This window comes from Pseudomonas sp. 2 (assembly GCF_056627435.1).
The window spans coordinates 61,713-78,845 of record NZ_JBWXNG010000003.1 but is presented as its reverse complement, the minus strand read 5'-3'; the positions used below and the strand labels follow the sequence as shown (position 1 = coordinate 78,845).

Below are 17,133 nucleotides of genomic sequence, written 5' to 3'. Positions count from 1 at the left end.
GCGGCAATTATGCCAAGCGGCGCTGCTCGGCTCCACTGCGTTTCATCGCCCGCTTGCGGGCTCGCCGCCGAATCTCACACCTGCGTAGCAGCACGGCTTGCCGGCGGGAGCGATCTGTCTGTGACACAGATGTCGCCTGACACACCGCTCCCGCGGGCAAGCCCGGCTGCTACGCTCCTCAGGCGTCTATCGGTGGCATATCAGCCGTCGCATCCACCCGACTATCAAACCCCGGCGTGAGGATGATCTTGCGGCAATCCTGCTCGCGCTTGTCGAAGATCGCATAGCCTTCGGAGGCCTCCTCCAGCGACAGGCGATGGGTGATGATCGCCTCCGGCGCCAGCGCGCCTTGTTCGATCAGGCTGAGCAGTTCAGGCAGGTAGCGGTGCACGTGAGTCTGGCCCATCTTGAAGGTCAGGCCCTTGTCGAACGCATCGCCGAACATGAAGCCATGAATGAACCCGGAATAGACACCCGGCACGCTGACCGTGCCGCCCCGGCGCACTGCGGCGATGCATTGCCTGAGGGCCTTGCCGCTGCTGCCTTCCAGCTTGAGGGTCGCGAGGATGGTCTCGGTGGTGCTGCCCTTGGCCTCGAAGCCCACGGCGTCGATCACCGCATCGACGCCGCGCATGCCGGAGGTCTGGCGAATGATGGTGTCCGCCGGGTCGTCATCCTCATCGAAGTTGACCGGGATCGCGCCATAGGTGAACTGCGCGTAGGCCAGCCGGTAAGCGTGGTGATCGACGATAAATATCTGCTCGGCGCCGAGCATTTTCGCGCAGGCCGCGCTGAGTAATCCGACAGGGCCTGCGCCATAGATCGCCAGGCTCGACCCCGGGCCGACACCGGCATTGAGCACCGCCTGCCAGGCGGTGGGCAGGATGTCGGAGAGAAACAGTACCTTCTCGTCGGCCAGTGTGCCCGGCACCTTGAACGGCCCGACGTTACCCTTAGGCACCCGCACGTATTCGGCCTGCCCGCCCGGCACGCCACCGTACAGATGGCTGTAACCGAACAGCGCGGCGCCGGGGGCGATGGACTTCTTGTTGAGAATCGCCCCACGTCCGGTGTTGGTGGTTTCGCATGCGGCAAATGCCTGCATCTGACAGAAGAAACAACTGCCACAGGCGATCACGAACGGAATCACTACCCGGTCGCCCGGCTTGACCGCCGTGACTTCGGGGCCGACCTCTTCGACGATGCCCATGAATTCATGACCGAAGATATCGCCCTGCTCGGTGGCGGGGATCTTGCCGCGATACAGGTGCAGGTCAGAGCCGCAAATGGCAGTGGCCGTCACCTTCAGCAGCACGTCGTCGGGCTCCTGGATCATCGGGTCGGCAACGGTCTCCACCCGTACGTCGTGGGCACCGTGGTAGGTCAGTGCGCGCATGAACTTCTCCTTGTCTGGCAGGCCGGAATGCATGGAATAAGGATAGGTGCGGCCTTGGTGAAGTTCAGGCGGCTACATCACAGGTGACCAGCGGACACCAGACGCTTGCGTAGCAGCACGGCTTGCCGGCGGGGCGGTGTGTCGGGCGATGCATTCGTTACAGACAGACCGACCCGCCGGCAAGCCGTGCTGCTACGGGGGCTACCTGCGACAGGTGCAGATTCCAGCGATTCAGGTGATAGTGCTCGCAGTTCTCGTAGTGTTCGGAGTCCCCCCATGAGTTCCTCCCCCATGCGCATCTGCATCGCCGGCGCGGGCGCCATCGGCTGTACGCTGGCCGCGCGCATTGCGCTGAGCGGGCGCCCGGTCAACGTCTTCGCCCGAGGCCGCACACTCGCTGCGCTGCAACGCAACGGCATTCACCTGCAGGACTTGCAGGGCCGCCACCATGTGCAGGTCAACGCCAGCGACAACGCCGAAACCCTGGGCGAACAGGACCTGTTGTTCCTCTGCACCAAGGCCCCTTCGCTCAGCGGCCTGCTGCCGAACATCCGCCCGCTGATCGGCCCCAATACCGTGGTGGTGCCGGTGATCAACGGCGTGCCCTGGTGGTATTTCCATGGTGAAGGCGGCCAGTTCGACGGCCATCGCGTGGAAACCGTCGACCCTGACAGCCGCATTACCGACACCCTGGACCTGCACAAGGTCATCGGCTGCGTGGTGTTCATCACCGCGCAAAGCTCGGCGCCTGCGGTGGTCAAGACCCACAATCCGTATCGCATCATTTTCGGGGAGTTGAACAATCAACTGACGCCGCGCCTGCAGAGCCTGGTGCAGTTGATCGAAAGCGCCGGTATCGAAGCCCAGGGCACCGACCGGATTCGCGATCAGCTGTGGACCAAGATCATCGCCAACCTGACGTCCAACCCGGTGTCAGTGGTGACCGGCGCGACCCTGGAGCAGATCTACGGCCTGCCGGACATGCGCGAGCTGGCGCTGGCAACCTTCAACGAGGCCATGCAAGTGGCAGCTGCCTATGACGCGAAACTGAGCATGGAGCCCACGACCTTCATGCAGTTCGGCGCCAGCATGGGGCCAGTGCGCACCTCGATGCTGCAGGATTTCGACAAGGGCCTGCCGCTGGAACTGGCGGCGATTGGCGATGCGGTGCTGGAGCTGGCGGCGAAGGTGAGCATCCCCATGCCGATCACCCGGATGGTGCTGACCCTGGCACGGTTTTGCGGGGAGCATCCGCACCATAAGGAACATGCGCGGCATTGATTCAAGGGCTGAAAACAACCCGATTTTGCTGCCGAATCCAAATCCCTGTGGGAGTGAGCTTGCTCACGAATGCGGCAGCACGGTCACATCTGCAGTGACTGGCAGGACCTCTTCGTGAGCAAGCTCACTCCCACAGTTCTGTGCGTCACCCACAAAACAGGCTCCGCGCAGAGGGCCTACGAATTAGGTAATCGGCGCCGGGTTGAACAGGGTGATGTCGTTGTGCAGGCGATAGTGCTCGGTCCAGGTCTTCTTCTTGCCGCTGGCGACGTCGAGATAGAAATGGAACAGCTCCCAGCCCAGCTCTTCGATGCTGGCACGACCGGTGGCGATGCGCCCGGCATCGACGTCGATCAGATCAGGCCAGCGGTGAGCCAGTTCGGTGCGGGTCGAGACCTTGACCACCGGTGACATCGCCAGGCCGTACGGCGTGCCGCGCCCGGTGGTGAACACGTGCAGGTTCATGCCCGCCGCCAGTTGCAGCGTGCCGCAGACGAAGTCACTGGCCGGCGTGGCGCAGAAGATCAGGCCTTTGCGCGTGACCCGCTCGCCAGGGCCGAGCACGCCGTTGATCGCGCTGTTGCCGGATTTGACGATCGATCCCAGGGATTTCTCGACAATGTTCGACAACCCGCCCTTCTTGTTGCCCGGCGTGGTGTTTGCACTGCGGTCCGCTTCGCCCTTGGCCAGGTACCGGTCGTACCAGTCCATCTCGCGCACCAGTTCCTCGGCCACTTGCGTGGTTTCGGCGCGGGAGGTGAGCAGGTAGATCGCATCGCGCACTTCGGTCACTTCCGAGAACATCACGGTCGCGCCAGCGCGCAACAGCAGGTCCGAGGCGTAGCCCAGCGCCGGGTTGGCGGTGATGCCGGAAAAGGCATCACTGCCACCGCACTGCATGCCCAGGATCAGCTCGGAGGCCGGCACCGTTTCGCGACGGCGCTGGTCGAGCTTCTTCAGGCGCACTTCGGCCAGCTCCATGATCTGCTCGATCATTTCGTTGAAGCCTTGCTTGGAATCCTGCAGGCGGTACATCCACTCATCGCTGAGGTCGACCGACGGGTCGTTCTGATGCATCACCTGCTCGGCCTGCAGCTTCTCGCAACCCAGGCCGATCACCAGCGCTTCGCCACCCAGGTTCGGGTTGCGCGCCAGGTTGCGCACGGTGCGGATCGGGATGTACGCGTCCTTGGCGGTGATCGCCACGCCACAGCCGTAGGTGTGGGTGATGGCGACCACGTCATCGACGTTCGGGTATTTGGGCAGCAGTTCTTCGCGGATGCGCTTGACGGCAAAGTCCAGCACGCCAGTGACGCACTGCACCGTGGTGGTGATGCCCAGAATGTTGCGCGTGCCGACGGTGCCGTCGGCGTTGCGATAGCCTTCGAAGGTAAAACCTTCCAGCGGCTCGCCACGGCCCGGCACTTCGGTGGACAGCGGCAGGCTGTCCAGCGGCGGTGCGCTAGGCATGCGCAACTGATCTTCCTTGACCCAACTGCCGCGCGGGATCGGCTTGAGGGCATAACCGATGGTCTGCCCGTAACGGATCACTTCCCCGCCCTCGGGGATGTCCACGGTGTTGACCTTGTGGCTCTGGGGCACGTTATCAATCGTCACCAGGCCATTGTCGAATTCAGTCCCCGCCGGAACGCCCTGGTCATTGACCACGACGACAACGTTATCGCGCTCATGCAAGCGGATGTAACGCGGCGAGTCGGCATGTTGAATCAAGTTCATCACGGTTTTCCTCAAATTTTTGCTTGAGAGACTTCGCCTGCTTCGCTGACAGGCTTTTCACCCAGCGCCGGGGTGTCCTTCAATTCCACGCGTTTGATCTCGCCCACGATGAACACGTAGCTGATCACGGCCACCAGCGCGTTGGCGCCGACGAACACCAGCGCCCACTTGAACGAGCCGGTGGAGCTGATGATGTAGCCGATGACGATCGGCGTGGTGATCGACGCGATGTTACCGAACATGTTGAACAGACCGCCGCTCAAACCGGCGATTTGTTTCGGCGAGGCGTCGGACATGACTGCCCAGCCCAGTGCGCCCACGCCCTTGCCGAAGAAGGCCAGTGCCATGAAGCCCACCACGACCCATTCGATATCCACGTAGTTGCAGGTGACGATGGAAGTCGACAGCAACAGGCCGCCAATGATCGGCACCTTGCGCGAGAAGGTCAGCGAGTTGCCGCGACGCAGCAGCCAGTCGGAGATGATCCCGCCGAGCACGCCGCCGACGAAGCCGCAGATCGCCGGCAACGAGGCGATGAAACCGGCCTTGAGAATGGTCATGCCGCGTTCCTGCACCAGGTACACCGGGAACCAGGTCAGGAAGAAGTAGGTGATGCCGTTGATGCAGTACTGCGCCAAGTAGATACCCAGCATCATGCGGTTGGTCAGCAACTGGCGAACATAGTCCCATTTCGGGCCGCCAGCCTTCTTGCCCTTGCCGTCCGAATCCATGTCGACCATGCCGCCGTTGTTGGCGATGTGGTCCAGTTCGGCCTTGTTGATCATCGGATGGTTGCGTGGGCTGTGGATGACTTTCAGCCAGATCAGCGAGAACACGATGCCCACGCCGCCCATGACGACAAACACATGCTGCCAGCCGAAGGTGAAGACGATCCAGCCCATGATCGGGGCGAACAGAACGGTGGCGAAGTATTGCGCCGAGTTGAAGATCGCCGAGGCCGTGCCGCGCTCGGAGGTCGGGAACCAGGCCGCGACGATGCGCGCGTTACCGGGGAAGGACGGCGCTTCAGCCAGGCCCACCAAAAAGCGCAGCATGAACAGCGCGACGATAGCGGTGGAGAGACCGAATTCACCGACATAGCCTTGCAGCACGGTGAACAGCGACCAGGTGAAGATGCTCAGCGCGTAGATCTTCTTCGAGCCGAAGCGGTCCAGCAGCCAGCCGCCGGGAATCTGACCGGCCACGTAGGCCCAGCCAAAGGCGGAGAAGATGTATCCGAGGGTTACTGCGTCGATGCCAAGGCTCTTTTGCAGGCTGGAGCCGGCAATGGCGATGGTGGCGCGGTCGGCGTAGTTGATCGTGGTCACCAGAAACAGCATGAGCAGGATCAAATAGCGGACGTGAGTCGGCTTGGTTTTTTGCATTGTTCGAAACTCCCACTAATTATTTTTTTGCGCGGGTAAAACGATCTTTTATGTGTGTGCTGCTCGCCTCTGCCCCTAAATCCAGATGCGATTGAAGCTTGACCTCAAGGTGCTGCCACGGGTGACGCCTAGGGTAGAACTCACGCGACGGCAACCTTGCCGACGCGAAACGCTGCATGACGCAGCGCTCGGGAAATAACCTTCCTACGGCAAAAAACCGCTGATCGCTCAGCGGTTTTCCGGCAGGTGGCAGTTACTGCTTGCCTTGCTTGTCCATCAGTGCAGCGAGCATTTCGAACTCTTCTGCGGTCAGGTCGGTCAGCGGCGCGCGAACCGGGCCTGCGTCGTAACCGGCGATCTTGGCGCCTGCCTTGACGATGCTCACCGCATAGCCGGCTTTGCGGTTACGGATGTCCAGGTATGGCAGGAAGAAGTCGTCGATCAGCTTGCCAACGGTGGCGTGATCGTCTTTGGCGATCGCGTGGTAGAAGTCCATCGCCAGCTTCGGCACGAAGTTGAACACGGCCGAGGAGTAGACCGGCACGCCCAGCGCCTTGTAGGCCGCGGCGTAGACTTCAGCGGTCGGCAGGCCGCCCAGGTAGGAGAAACGGTCGCCCATGCGGCGGCGGATCGAAACCATCAGCTCGATGTCGCCCAGGCCGTCTTTGTAGCCGATCAGGTTCGGGCAGCGCTCGGCCAGTTGTTCCAGCAGAGCCGGGGTCAGGCGGCAGACGTTACGGTTGTAGACGACCACGCCGATCTTGACCGATTTGCACACGGCTTCAACGTGAGCGGCAACGCCGTCCTGGGAAGCCTCAGTCAGGTAGTGAGGCAGCAACAGCAGGCCTTTGGCACCCAGACGCTCGGCTTCTTGAGCCTGAGCGATGGCTTGACGGGTCGGGCCACCGACACCAGCCAGAATTGGCACGGACTTTTCGCAGGTGTCGACGGCAGTCTTGATGATTTCGGAGTATTCGTTGCCCGACAGGGAGAAGAACTCACCGGTGCCGCCAGCAGCGAACAGCGCGGAGGCGCCGTAAGGGGCCAGCCATTCCAGACGCTTGATGTAGCCAGCGCGGTTGAAATCGCCCTGGGCATTGAAGTCGGTGACCGGGAAGGACAGCAGACCGTGGGAGAGGATGGACTTCAGTTCTTGTGGATTCATTATTCGAACACCCTGAGGAGCTAATTGTGAGTATGGATCACCAGACCTGCGCTGATGTCGTAAGTCATCGTACAACTAGGAATGACATGACTCAATAGGGTGTCGAATATTTTTTCGGGGCGAGCGGACGGAAGGTCGATCGGGCCTTATTTATGGGGGTTCGAGGGAAATCAGGGGTATGGCGGGGGTTTGTCGGTTGTCTGCTGTCTCCCAGACAACATAGTCCCGTAGCAGCACGGCTTGCCGGCGGGAGCGTCGTGTCAGGCGCTGCATCATTTGTAGATACACCGCCCCGCCGGCAAGCCGGACTGCTACGGGTTATTCGAACACCATCAAAACAGGACAATCACGCGCGTTGCGATTCAGCCTCTTCATGGGCATGACGCAACCGCTCGCGGCTGTTGGTCAGGTGCAGGCGCATGGCGGCGCGGGCGGCATCGGAATCCTGGCGGGCGATGGCCTCGTAGATTTCCTCGTGCTCGCGGCTCAGGCGGCTCATGTAATGCTGCTGGTCGTCATGGGCCAGGCGTGCGGAATTCAACCGGGTACGCGGAATGATGCTGGTGCCCAGGTGATTCATGATGTCGGTGAAGTAGCGGTTGCCCGTGGACAGCGCGATAGCCATGTGGAACTGGAAATCGGCGCCGACCGCATCACTGGCGTGGGCCGCGCTTTCGTTCAGCGCATCCAGTGCCGCACGCATCTCGGCCAGCTGCTCAGTGCTGCGGCGCTGGGCAGCGAGGCCCGCCGACTCGACTTCCAGGCTGATGCGCAACTCAAGAATCGCCATGACATCACGCAGGGTGACGATGGTCGCCGGGTCGATACGAAAACCGCTCGCGCTCGGCGTGTCGAGCACGAAGGTGCCGATGCCATGGCGGGTTTCGACCAGGCCCGAGGCCTGCAGGCGAGAAATGGCTTCGCGCACGACCGTGCGGCTGACGCCCTGCTCTTCCATGATCGCGGACTCGGTGGGCAATTTGTCGCCACGCTTGAGCTCGCCGGTGCGAATGCGCTCGGAGAGTTCGGTGACCAACTCCTGCGCGAGGCTGCGGTGCTTTCTACGTGCGCGAGGCGGAGCACTCTGATTTTCCATATCCAACATGCATCTCTAAATACGCTGAAAGACTCATCATAGCTCACCGGGTTGTACGATCACATAACAAACCCGGCGACTTCGTAGGTTTTTGCGGCATCGTGCTGCTAAATCACCGTTTCAGCGTGGGGTTGCTCGCGCAATTGACCGCCCTCGATGCGCAGATGGCGTCGATGGAAGCGCTTGAGGCTGCTGCGATGGCCGATGCTGAGCAGGGTCACGCCCGGCAACTCATCGAGCAGGGCCTGATACAGCGCCGCTTCGTCTTCTTCGTCCATGGCCGACGTGGCTTCGTCCAGGTACAGCCAGTCCGGCGCGTACAACAATGCACGAGCGAAGGCCACTCGCTGCTGCTCACCCGGCGACAGCATGCGCTGCCAGTGATTGCTCTCGTCCAGACGCGGCACCAGATGGCTCAGGCGACAGGTTTCCAGGACCTGGGCGAAGCGCTCGGCCGGATAGACCTCCGGCGCCTGTGGATAACTCAGGGCTTCGCGCAGGGTGCCGATGGGCAGGTAGGGTTTCTGCGGGAGGAACAGATAACGTCCGGCAGGCAGTTCCATGTTCCCCGAGCCATCACTCCACAATCCGCCCATCGCCCGCAGCAACGTGCTCTTGCCACTGCCGGATCGACCGCTGAGCATCACTTGCTCACCGGCAGCGACTCTGACGCTTGCGTGATCGAGCAATTGACGATCACCCACCAGGTCCAGGCTCAGTTGCTCAAGTTTGAGTTCATGCCCTGTCCGGCTGATATTGATTGCCGATTGACGCTCTTCGTTGTCGGTCATGGCTTGACGGAAACCCAGCAAGCGATCGGACGTAGCCCGCCAGCCCGCCAGCGACACATAGGCATCGATGAACCAACTGAAGTTTTCCCGAACATTGCCAAATGCCGAGTTGATCTGCATCAGCTCGCCCAGCTCTATCTTGCCGGAGAAATACCGAGGCGCAGCAACCGCGAACGGGAAGATGATCGCGATCTGTCCGTAACCTGCGGTGAAGAATTTCAGGCGCTTCTGCACGCCCATCATGTCCCGGAAGTTACTCCAGACCAGTTTGAAGCGGGAGGTCAGGCGGCGATTCTCGTTGGTCTCGCCGTCATACAGGGCGATGCTCTCGGCATTTTCGCGAATGCGTACCATCGCGAAACGCAGGTCGGCCTCGTAGCGCTGCTGTCTGTTACTCAATCCAATCAAGCGCCGCCCGATCAGATGCGCCAGCCAACTGCCGATGCTCGCGTACAGCAAGGCTGCCCAGAACATATAGCCGGGAATCTCAATGCCAAAAACTTCGATACTGCCGGAGACGCCCCACAGAATGATCGAGAAGGACACCAGACTGACGACGGTGCTGATCAGCCCGAGAACGAGCCCGAGTGTGGTAGACGTAAAACTGTTGAGGTCTTCGCTCAGCCGCTGGTCAGGGTTGTCGGTATACCCCCCCTGCTCGAGACGATAGTAATTCTTGTGCTCCAGCCAGCGGGCGAAGTGTTTCTCGGTAAGCCAGGTTCGCCAACGGATAGTCAGCATTTGTGTGAGATACAGCTGGTACACCGCCGCCAGAATAGACACCGCTGCAATGCCGCAGAAATGCAGCATCAGGTGCGTGAACGCACTCAAGTCTTTCTGTTGCAGCGAATTATAGAAGTCGCGATACCAGCTGTTGACCCAAACCGAAACCCCCACGTCGAACAGCACCAGCGCGATGAGGACGATCAGCAGCAGCCAGGCGATGCCTTTCTCCTCGCTGCGCCAGTAGGGCGTGATCAGGTGCCAGACTTTCTTGAAAAATTGCCCACGAGACGTGTCGTTGGCCGCAGAGTACTCAGCGTTTTGATTCATGTGATAACTCGATGGCAGGCATTTAAGTGGCGTCAGCCCCAATGTGCCAGACGCCACACGAGATCTTCCATGAAGAAAACTTTAACCAGCGATCCCTGCTTAGCGGCGGACCGGCCGTTTCTGCAGCTTGCGCTGTAGCGTGCGGCGATGCATGCCCAAGGCGCGAGCCGTGGCGGAAATATTGCCCTCGTGCTCGGTCAGTACCCGCTGGATGTGCTCCCACTGCAGGCGGTCCACCGACATCGGGTTATCCGGCACCAGGGTGTCCAGGTCCGCGTGCTCGGACAGCAGCGCGGCCAGCACGTCGTCGGCGTCGGCAGGCTTGCACAGGTAGTTGCAGGCGCCGCGCTTGATCGCTTCCACCGCGGTGGCGATGCTCGAATAACCGGTCAGTATCAGGACCCGCATTTCCGGGTCCAGTTCCAGCAGCTTGGGCAACAGCACCAGCCCCGAGTCGCCTTCCATCTTCAGGTCGACCGTGGCGTAGTCCGGCAAGTCCTGCTGGGCCAGGACCAGCCCTTCTTCGGCGGAACCTGCGGTGCTGACGCGAAAACCGCGGCGGGCCATGGCCCGGGCCATCACGCGGGTGAAGGTGGCGTCGTCGTCCACCAGCAGCAGGTGCGGCAGTTCTTCGCCTTCAACCTGGATTTCGTCAGTCATGCTTCTTCTCCTGGTGCTTGACGGGGCAGACGCAGCTCGGTGAGCGTGCCGCCTTCCTCATGAGGATAGAGTTTCACCGAGCCGCCGGCGCGGGTCACGCTGGCCTTGCTCAGGAACAGGCCCAGGCCGAAGCCCTTGCCCTTGGTGGTAAAGAATGGCTTGCCGATCTGCTCGGCCACGGCCAGCGGTACACCGGCGCCGTGGTCGCGAATGGCGATGCGGATTTCCAGGGGAGTCCAGTCCAGCGAGACTTCCAGGTTTTCCGGGCAGGCATCGGCAGCGTTGTTGAGCAAGTTCAGCAGCGCCTGGGTCAGGTCGGGAGGCGGCGCGACCATCGGTACATCGCCCTGCCCCAGGCGCTGAAAGCGATAGGTCGATTCCGGACGCATCAGGTGCCAGCGGTTGAGCGCCTGATCGAGCCAGTGGGTCACGGTCTGTTCCTGCACCGCCAACCGGCGATTGGCCTCGGCGGCGCGCACCAGTTGTTGCAGCGTCTCCTTGCACAGCTTGACCTGGTCCTGAAGGATCGACAGATCCTCCTGTAGCGCCGGGTCCTTATGATCCTTCTGCATCTCTTTGAGCAGCACGCTCATGGTCGCCAGCGGCGTCCCCAGTTCATGGGCGGCGCCTGCCGCTTCCGTGGCCACGGCCAGCAATTGCTGATCCCGCGCGCCTTCTTCCCGGCGCAACGCACGCATCTGCTCCTGGCGGCGCAGCTCTTCGGCCATCCGCGCGGCGAAGAAGGTGATTACCCCGGCGGCCAGGGCGAAGCTCAGCCACATGCCGTAGATCTGCAGTTTTTCGCGGGCGAAGGCGACGGTATCGATGGGGTAGAAGTTGGCCAGCATCAGGGTGTAGAGCGCCAGCGCGATGCCAGAAAGGATCAGCGAGTACCGCCACGGCAGCGTCACGGCGGCGATGGTCAGCGGCACCAGATAATAGGACACGAACGGGTTGGTCGAACCGCCCGAATAGAACAGCAGCGCGCTGTGGATAAACAGGTCGAAGGCCAGTTGCACGGCGTATTCGAGTTCGGTGACCGGCCACGAGGTGCGTAGGCGGATGGCCGTCAGCAGACAGACGATGGCCGAGAAACCCAGGGTGATGTCCAGTTGCAGCCAGGGCAAGGGCAGCAGGTTGAACAGATAGGCGAAGCCCACCGAGCCGGCTTGGGCACCGAGCACCAGAATGCGGACGAAGGTCAGCCGCCAGAGGTTCTGACGGGTAGCGGAAAGGACTTGTACGGGGGCGAGCATGTGCGCTCCTGATGCGCTCCTGGCGAATCGCAAGGAGTATAACCAAAGCTGTCGGGCTTTCCTTCAATGTGCGTCAAAGCGCCACAGCATTGAATCGATTCACGCCATTGGACCTGTAGGAGCGAATTCATTCGCGAAGGATCCTACAGTCGCAGCACATGTGTCGGATGTACCTCCGTATCGCGAATGAGTTCGCTCCTACAGAGAGATCGATGTCTCCTGCATCTCGGAACAAGACCCCGGGATTACAGTCTCATGGGCATCCGTCCGACGGGCCATACTGAAATGCGCCACAGACGGCACGCCCAACAAGGAGTTTTTCATGCTCAGCCTTCGTCCCACCGCCACCCTGTTCGCCCTGAGCGCCCTCGCGCTGGCCAGCGCCCCGGCCCTGGCCGATGACGTTCATTACAACCAGGTTTCGGTCCGCGCCGAAGTCAATCAGGAAGTCCAGCGCGACCTGATGACGGTCACCGTCTACACCGAGTCGCAGAACACCGACCCGGCCAAACTGGCCGCCGAAGTCACCAACACGCTGAACAGCGCTTTGGGCGAAGCGCGCAAGGTCAAGGAAGTGACCATTCGCCAGGGCAGCCGCAACAGCTATCCGATCTACGACGACAAGGGCCAGAAAATCACCGGCTGGCGCGAACGCGCCGAACTGCGCCTGGAAAGCCCGGACTTCGCCGCCCTGTCCAAACTGACCGGCGAGCTGCTGGGCAGCGACATGAAGATGGGCGGCATGGATTTCTCCATCTCCGATCCTGCACGCAAGGCCAGCGAAGACACCCTGCTCAAGAGCGCCGTCACCGCCTTCAAGGCCCGCGCGCAACTGGTCACCGACGCACTGGGCGGCACCGGCTACAAGCTGGTCAACCTGAACCTCAACACCTCGGGTTATCCACAGCCGTACATGCGTGCGCCGGTCATGATGATGAAAGCCGCCCGAGCCGATGCTGCTCCTACGCCCGACGTCGAAGCGGGCACCAGCCAGGTCAGCGTCACTGCCGATGGCGTGATCGAAGTCGCCATTCCTTGACTTAACTCCGCGGCAGCCTTGGGCTGCCGCTTTTTCCTCGTTTTGCTCCCGCATCTGCCCCCTCCTTGTGTGGTGAATTCTTCGCCAGTCCGATGACGCGCTCCTACATTGCCCGGCGATTCATCCGATTTTCCGCCAGCTCATAACTCGCGACACTGGACCTGCAATACAACGACATTTTCAGGCATGGAAAGCTTAAGCCAGGCACACCTGGACCAAGCAGATAGCCGCTCCACGATTTCAAGGAAGAATCCCGACATGGCTTACATCAACACCCTGCACGCACCCCACGATCTCGTTCACGAGCAGCTGCACAGCACCTTCGCCATCGATCTGATGACCCGGCTCGCCGAAAAACTGGGCCAGGAGCGCTTCACTCCTGCAATCAGGACAGTCTTTGGCGACGACCTCAGCCTCAGTGCCTGCGCCGAGCTCTGGCACCGCTTGATGCAGGGTACCCTGACGAGTCCCGACCTCGTGCTAACAGAATTTCTCGGGTACGAAGCCGACTACGACAACCGCGAGCGCGTTATACGGATCGACTGGGGCTTTTTCTCCTCCACAACCCGCCAGCCCCAACGTCATTGGTTGCTGATGACCGCCTTGCTTCACGAGTTTGGGCACCATATCGACAATCTTCTGCGACAGGATTTCAGCGACGCCCCACCAGCCAGTGACGCCCCCTGGGAAGAAGGCCATCTTTTTACCGCCTGGGTGGCCGAGCATGCTGCTCCAGCGGAGGATCAGATCACATTCGCGCGCTATTCGGTCAACGACCATCCCGATTCGAGACAAGTGTTCATTGCCTCCTGGCGGCAAACCAGTGAGGCCATCGCGAGGTTTCAGAGCACCATTGGCGTAACCCACGGCAATACGCACCACAATACTGACCGCGAGGCGTTCGAAGCAGGCGACGGAAGCGCGCAGCATCTGACCCACAAAGAGATCGAGAAAGCACTCTATAAGCTGGATTTCTCGGGATACGATCTGAGCACGATATATTTCGGAAACTGGTTGCGCGACCACTCGCAACTGGTCGACCCGAAGATTGTCCGAGCTGCCAGCATGCCCAGGAATTTCCCTGACGTGCTGTCGCGGGATGCCCTGACCCGGATCGTCGACGTGTTATCCATCAAGCCGTTCCGGGCATTGCGTCAGGGTGCTCCAGCCGTATTCACGGTCACTCCGCAGATGCTTGGGGTCTATCGTCCCAGCGAGCACATCGACAACCCGAAAACAACCGACCTCAAATCGCCGGACCCGACAACACTGGACCCTGAATTCGAGCCCCTGGTATTCCCGGACACCGAGCCACTCGGCATTGACTACGAAACCTCGATGAAGCGTTACATTTCCCGATCCGTGGATTTCATGTCGCAGGAGTTGCGCATCGCCATGGATCGCCAGCGAGCCCCGGACGGCTCTGGGCTGCGGGCATTTGGCTCAGCGCTGCATGTACTCGAAGACTTCTTTGCCCACTCCAATTTCGTGGAGCTGGCGCTCATCAAAAACGGCCACTCCAAAGTGCTGCCATGGACTTCTCCCGCCGAATGCAAGGCAGGTTTACCGCTGGTAACCGGTACCTTTGGTGCATCCGACACGGTGGCAAGCCTGGCCGGCCCACTGGCCAACATTCTCTTTTCCACTGATGACGTCACCTACATGCCAGTCAAGGCGGGTGATCGCAGCGAGCGTGAGCAAGTGCTGCTGATTCTGCTCAGCGAACACCACAACCCCAAATACCTGGAAATCTACGAAACGTACCTCCAGACCCGGGACACCTGGGTAGATTTGCCCTTCGTCGAATTTCTCCAGCGCAGCGCGGCTTATCTACAGAAGCTCTCTGCCGTTGTGGGCAATGCGACGGGCATCATCATGAACGACATGCTCAAGGTTTTCGGTGAAAACATCGACGAATGGCAGATCCGTTATGGTCAGGATCCTCACAAGAATGGTTCGACCGATCCTACCCACTCTCAGCTTGCGAAGGATCACGCAGAACACCCCCTGCACCTGCTGGCAGGATCGCTGGCGTCGGTCGCCGTGAAAGAGGTCGCCACCGCCATGGCAGATTACTGGAGTGGCGACGAAAGCGCCGATCCGATTGCCATCGCCCGCGCCTTTTTTGCCCATCCCCATGACACCGAATGGCAAGACGAGATCGTCGGTGCCTGGGCGGTTGCCAACCCGCAAGATCTAGCGCGCAGCACATCAAAGGAGGAGTTGTTCGAAATCTACAAACAGCTGGCGAAATCCGGACGCAGAGCACTCGACCAACTGAGAAGAGACGGTACTGCATACCTGAGTTTCCTTCGCGGCGAACTCGTCGATAGCACCTCGCCACTCTGGCTTCTTTCCTTGCTGACACCGACGGGCCCCCTCGCTCACAGCGTCTTGCTCCATCTGGGACTCATCAAACCTGGGGGCAGAGACGCCGTGTAGAAATCTCACCGGTGTGGCCTTCACACTGTCTATCATCGGTCGATGATTTTTCAGGCACGAATGCCGCATTTGCATGAGGTTTCCATGGAGAAAGTCTTCAACCCCCTGTTGCTGGCCAGCGCGATGGCGCTGTGTGTTCCGACAGCCCACGCTGCCAGCACCCTGGTCTACTGCTCCGAAGCCAGCCCCGCCGGTTTCGACCCCAGCCAGTACACCAGCGGCACCGAGTTCGACGCCTCGGCCGAAACCGTCTTCAACCGCCTGACCCAGTTCAAGCGTGGCGGCACCGAGGTGGAACCTGGGCTGGCAACGAAATGGGAAGTGTCCGACAACGGCCTGACCTACACCTTCCACCTGCGTCAGGGCGTGAAATTCCACACCACGGACTACTTCACGCCCACCCGCGACTTCAACGCCGACGACGTTCTGTTCACCTTCAATCGCCTGCTCGATGCCAATGACCCGTTCCGCAAGGCCTACCCGTCCGAGTCGCCGTATTTCACCGACATGGACATGAACACCACCATCAAGCAGGTGGAAAGGGTCGACGCGCAGACGGTGCGCTTCCACCTGAACAACATCGACGCCGCGTTCGTGCAGAACCTGGCGATGAGTTTCGCCTCCATTCAGTCGGCCGAGTACGCCGCGCAGTTGCTCAAGGAAGGTAAGGCGGCGGACATCAACCAGAAGCCGATCGGGACCGGCCCGTTCGTGTTCAAGCGCTATCAGAAAGACGCGCAGATCCGTTACGTCGGCAACAAGCAGTACTGGAAACCCGAGGATGTGAAGCTCGACAACCTGATCTTCTCGATCAACCCCGATGCCGCCACGCGCCTGCAGAAACTCAAGGCCGGCGAGTGCCAGATCAGCGGCTACCCACGCCCGCAGGATATCGAAGAAGCGCAGAAGGATCCGAACCTGAAAGTGCTGAGCCAGGCCGGTTTCAATCTGGGCTTTCTGGCCTACAACGTGACCCATCCGCCGCTGGATCAGCTCAAGGTGCGTCAGGCGCTGGACATGGCCATCGACAAACCGGCGATCATCAAGGCGGTGTATCAGGGCGCCGGCCAGCTGGCGCAGAACGCACTGCCACCGGCGCAGTGGAGTTATGACCCGAACATCAAGGACGCACCCCACGACATCGAGAAGGCGAAGCAACTGCTCAAGGAAGCCGGCGTGGCGCCCGGCACACAGATCAACCTGTGGGCGATGACGGTCCAGCGCGCCTCCAACCCGAACGCGCGGATGTCGGCGCAGATGATCCAGTCCGACTGGGCGAAGATCGGCATCAAGGCCAACATCGTCAGCTACGAATGGGGCGAATACATCAAGCGCGCCAAGGCTGGCGAACATGACGCGATGATCTATGGTTGGACGGGTGACAACGGCGACCCGGACAACTGGCTGGGCGTGCTGTACAGCTGCGCAGCGGTCAAGGGCAGCAACTACGCCAAATGGTGCAACACCGGTTACGACAAGCTGGTGACCCAGGCCAGGCTGACCACCGACCGCAACGAACGGATCAAGCTGTACCAGCAGGCGCAGAACATTCTGAAAAACGACGTGCCGATCACGCCGATCGCCAACTCCAAGGTTTTCCAACCCATGCGCAAGGAGGTGCAGGACTTCAAGCTCAGCCCGTTCGGCCTGACGCCTTTCTATGGCGTAAGCCTTTCCCACTGACCGGGCGCCGCTCAAAGCACGACAGTTGATCAACAGTGAAGTAACACTTATGGATCAAGCGGGTGCATTCGCCACGTTCGAATGCACCAGATTAGTGCCACAAACATATCGATATGCGACACGCAAACGTTCAACAGCGTCAGGAATTA

General features: G+C 60.7%; 12 protein-coding genes. 4 read left to right on the top strand and 8 right to left on the bottom strand.

Annotated elements, in window-relative coordinates; translation table 11 throughout:
• Positions 1–178: 178 nt before the first annotated feature.
• Entirely contained in the window at positions 179–1,396 is a 1,218-nt protein-coding gene (locus tag AC1MEK_RS05880; protein WP_480395333.1) for a zinc-dependent alcohol dehydrogenase, read from the bottom strand.
• A gap of 276 nt (positions 1,397–1,672) precedes the next feature.
• Between AC1MEK_RS05880 and AC1MEK_RS05875 the strand changes: the two genes are divergently transcribed.
• The gene (locus AC1MEK_RS05875) at positions 1,673–2,677 is read left to right on the top strand and encodes a ketopantoate reductase family protein (protein ID WP_480395332.1); all 1,005 of its coding nucleotides are present in this window, start codon (positions 1,673–1,675) and stop codon (positions 2,675–2,677) included.
• Positions 2,678–2,860: 183 nt separating this feature from the next.
• Here AC1MEK_RS05875 and garD read toward each other — a convergent pair whose 3' ends face one another.
• From garD to AC1MEK_RS05840, 7 genes are all read right to left on the bottom strand, one after another.
• Positions 2,861–4,414, bottom strand: a complete 1,554-nt coding sequence (gene garD, locus AC1MEK_RS05870; protein ID WP_480395331.1) for a galactarate dehydratase — start codon at positions 4,412–4,414, stop codon at positions 2,861–2,863.
• Positions 4,415–4,425: 11 nt separating this feature from the next.
• Positions 4,426–5,799 carry an MFS transporter gene (locus AC1MEK_RS05865; RefSeq protein WP_480395330.1) on the bottom strand — a complete coding sequence of 458 codons (1,374 nt, stop codon included), beginning with the start codon at positions 5,797–5,799 and terminating at the stop codon, positions 4,426–4,428.
• A 253-nt stretch (positions 5,800–6,052) separates the two neighbouring features.
• The gene (gene kdgD / locus AC1MEK_RS05860) at positions 6,053–6,964 is read right to left on the bottom strand and encodes a 5-dehydro-4-deoxyglucarate dehydratase (RefSeq protein WP_480395329.1); all 912 of its coding nucleotides are present in this window, start codon (positions 6,962–6,964) and stop codon (positions 6,053–6,055) included.
• A gap of 346 nt (positions 6,965–7,310) precedes the next feature.
• The gene (locus tag AC1MEK_RS05855; RefSeq protein WP_480395328.1) at positions 7,311–8,060 is read right to left on the bottom strand and encodes a FadR/GntR family transcriptional regulator; all 750 of its coding nucleotides are present in this window, start codon (positions 8,058–8,060) and stop codon (positions 7,311–7,313) included.
• A gap of 107 nt (positions 8,061–8,167) precedes the next feature.
• The gene (locus AC1MEK_RS05850) at positions 8,168–9,904 is read right to left on the bottom strand and encodes an ABC transporter ATP-binding protein/permease (protein ID WP_480395327.1); all 1,737 of its coding nucleotides are present in this window, start codon (positions 9,902–9,904) and stop codon (positions 8,168–8,170) included.
• Positions 9,905–10,003: 99 nt separating this feature from the next.
• Positions 10,004–10,564 (bottom strand): response regulator transcription factor, encoded by a 561-nt coding sequence (locus AC1MEK_RS05845; protein ID WP_480395326.1) that lies wholly within the window; start codon positions 10,562–10,564, stop codon positions 10,004–10,006.
• Complete coding sequence (locus AC1MEK_RS05840) at positions 10,561–11,820, bottom strand: ATP-binding protein (RefSeq protein ID WP_480395325.1); 1,260 nt, start codon at positions 11,818–11,820, stop codon at positions 10,561–10,563. Before AC1MEK_RS05840 ends, AC1MEK_RS05845 begins: the two co-directional genes overlap by 4 nt.
• A 322-nt stretch (positions 11,821–12,142) precedes the next feature.
• On the opposite strand from AC1MEK_RS05840, the gene AC1MEK_RS05835 reads away from it, so the two are divergent.
• From AC1MEK_RS05835 to AC1MEK_RS05825, 3 genes are all read left to right on the top strand, one after another.
• Positions 12,143–12,859 carry an SIMPL domain-containing protein gene (locus tag AC1MEK_RS05835; protein WP_480395324.1) on the top strand — a complete coding sequence of 239 codons (717 nt, stop codon included), beginning with the start codon at positions 12,143–12,145 and terminating at the stop codon, positions 12,857–12,859.
• A gap of 258 nt (positions 12,860–13,117) precedes the next feature.
• Complete coding sequence (locus AC1MEK_RS05830) at positions 13,118–15,301, top strand: HET-C-related protein (protein WP_480395323.1); 2,184 nt, start codon at positions 13,118–13,120, stop codon at positions 15,299–15,301.
• A gap of 84 nt (positions 15,302–15,385) precedes the next feature.
• A complete protein-coding gene (locus AC1MEK_RS05825) occupies positions 15,386–16,984 on the top strand; it encodes an ABC transporter substrate-binding protein (protein WP_480395322.1) in 1,599 nt (532 codons plus the stop codon).
• Positions 16,985–17,133 lie beyond the last annotated feature (149 nt).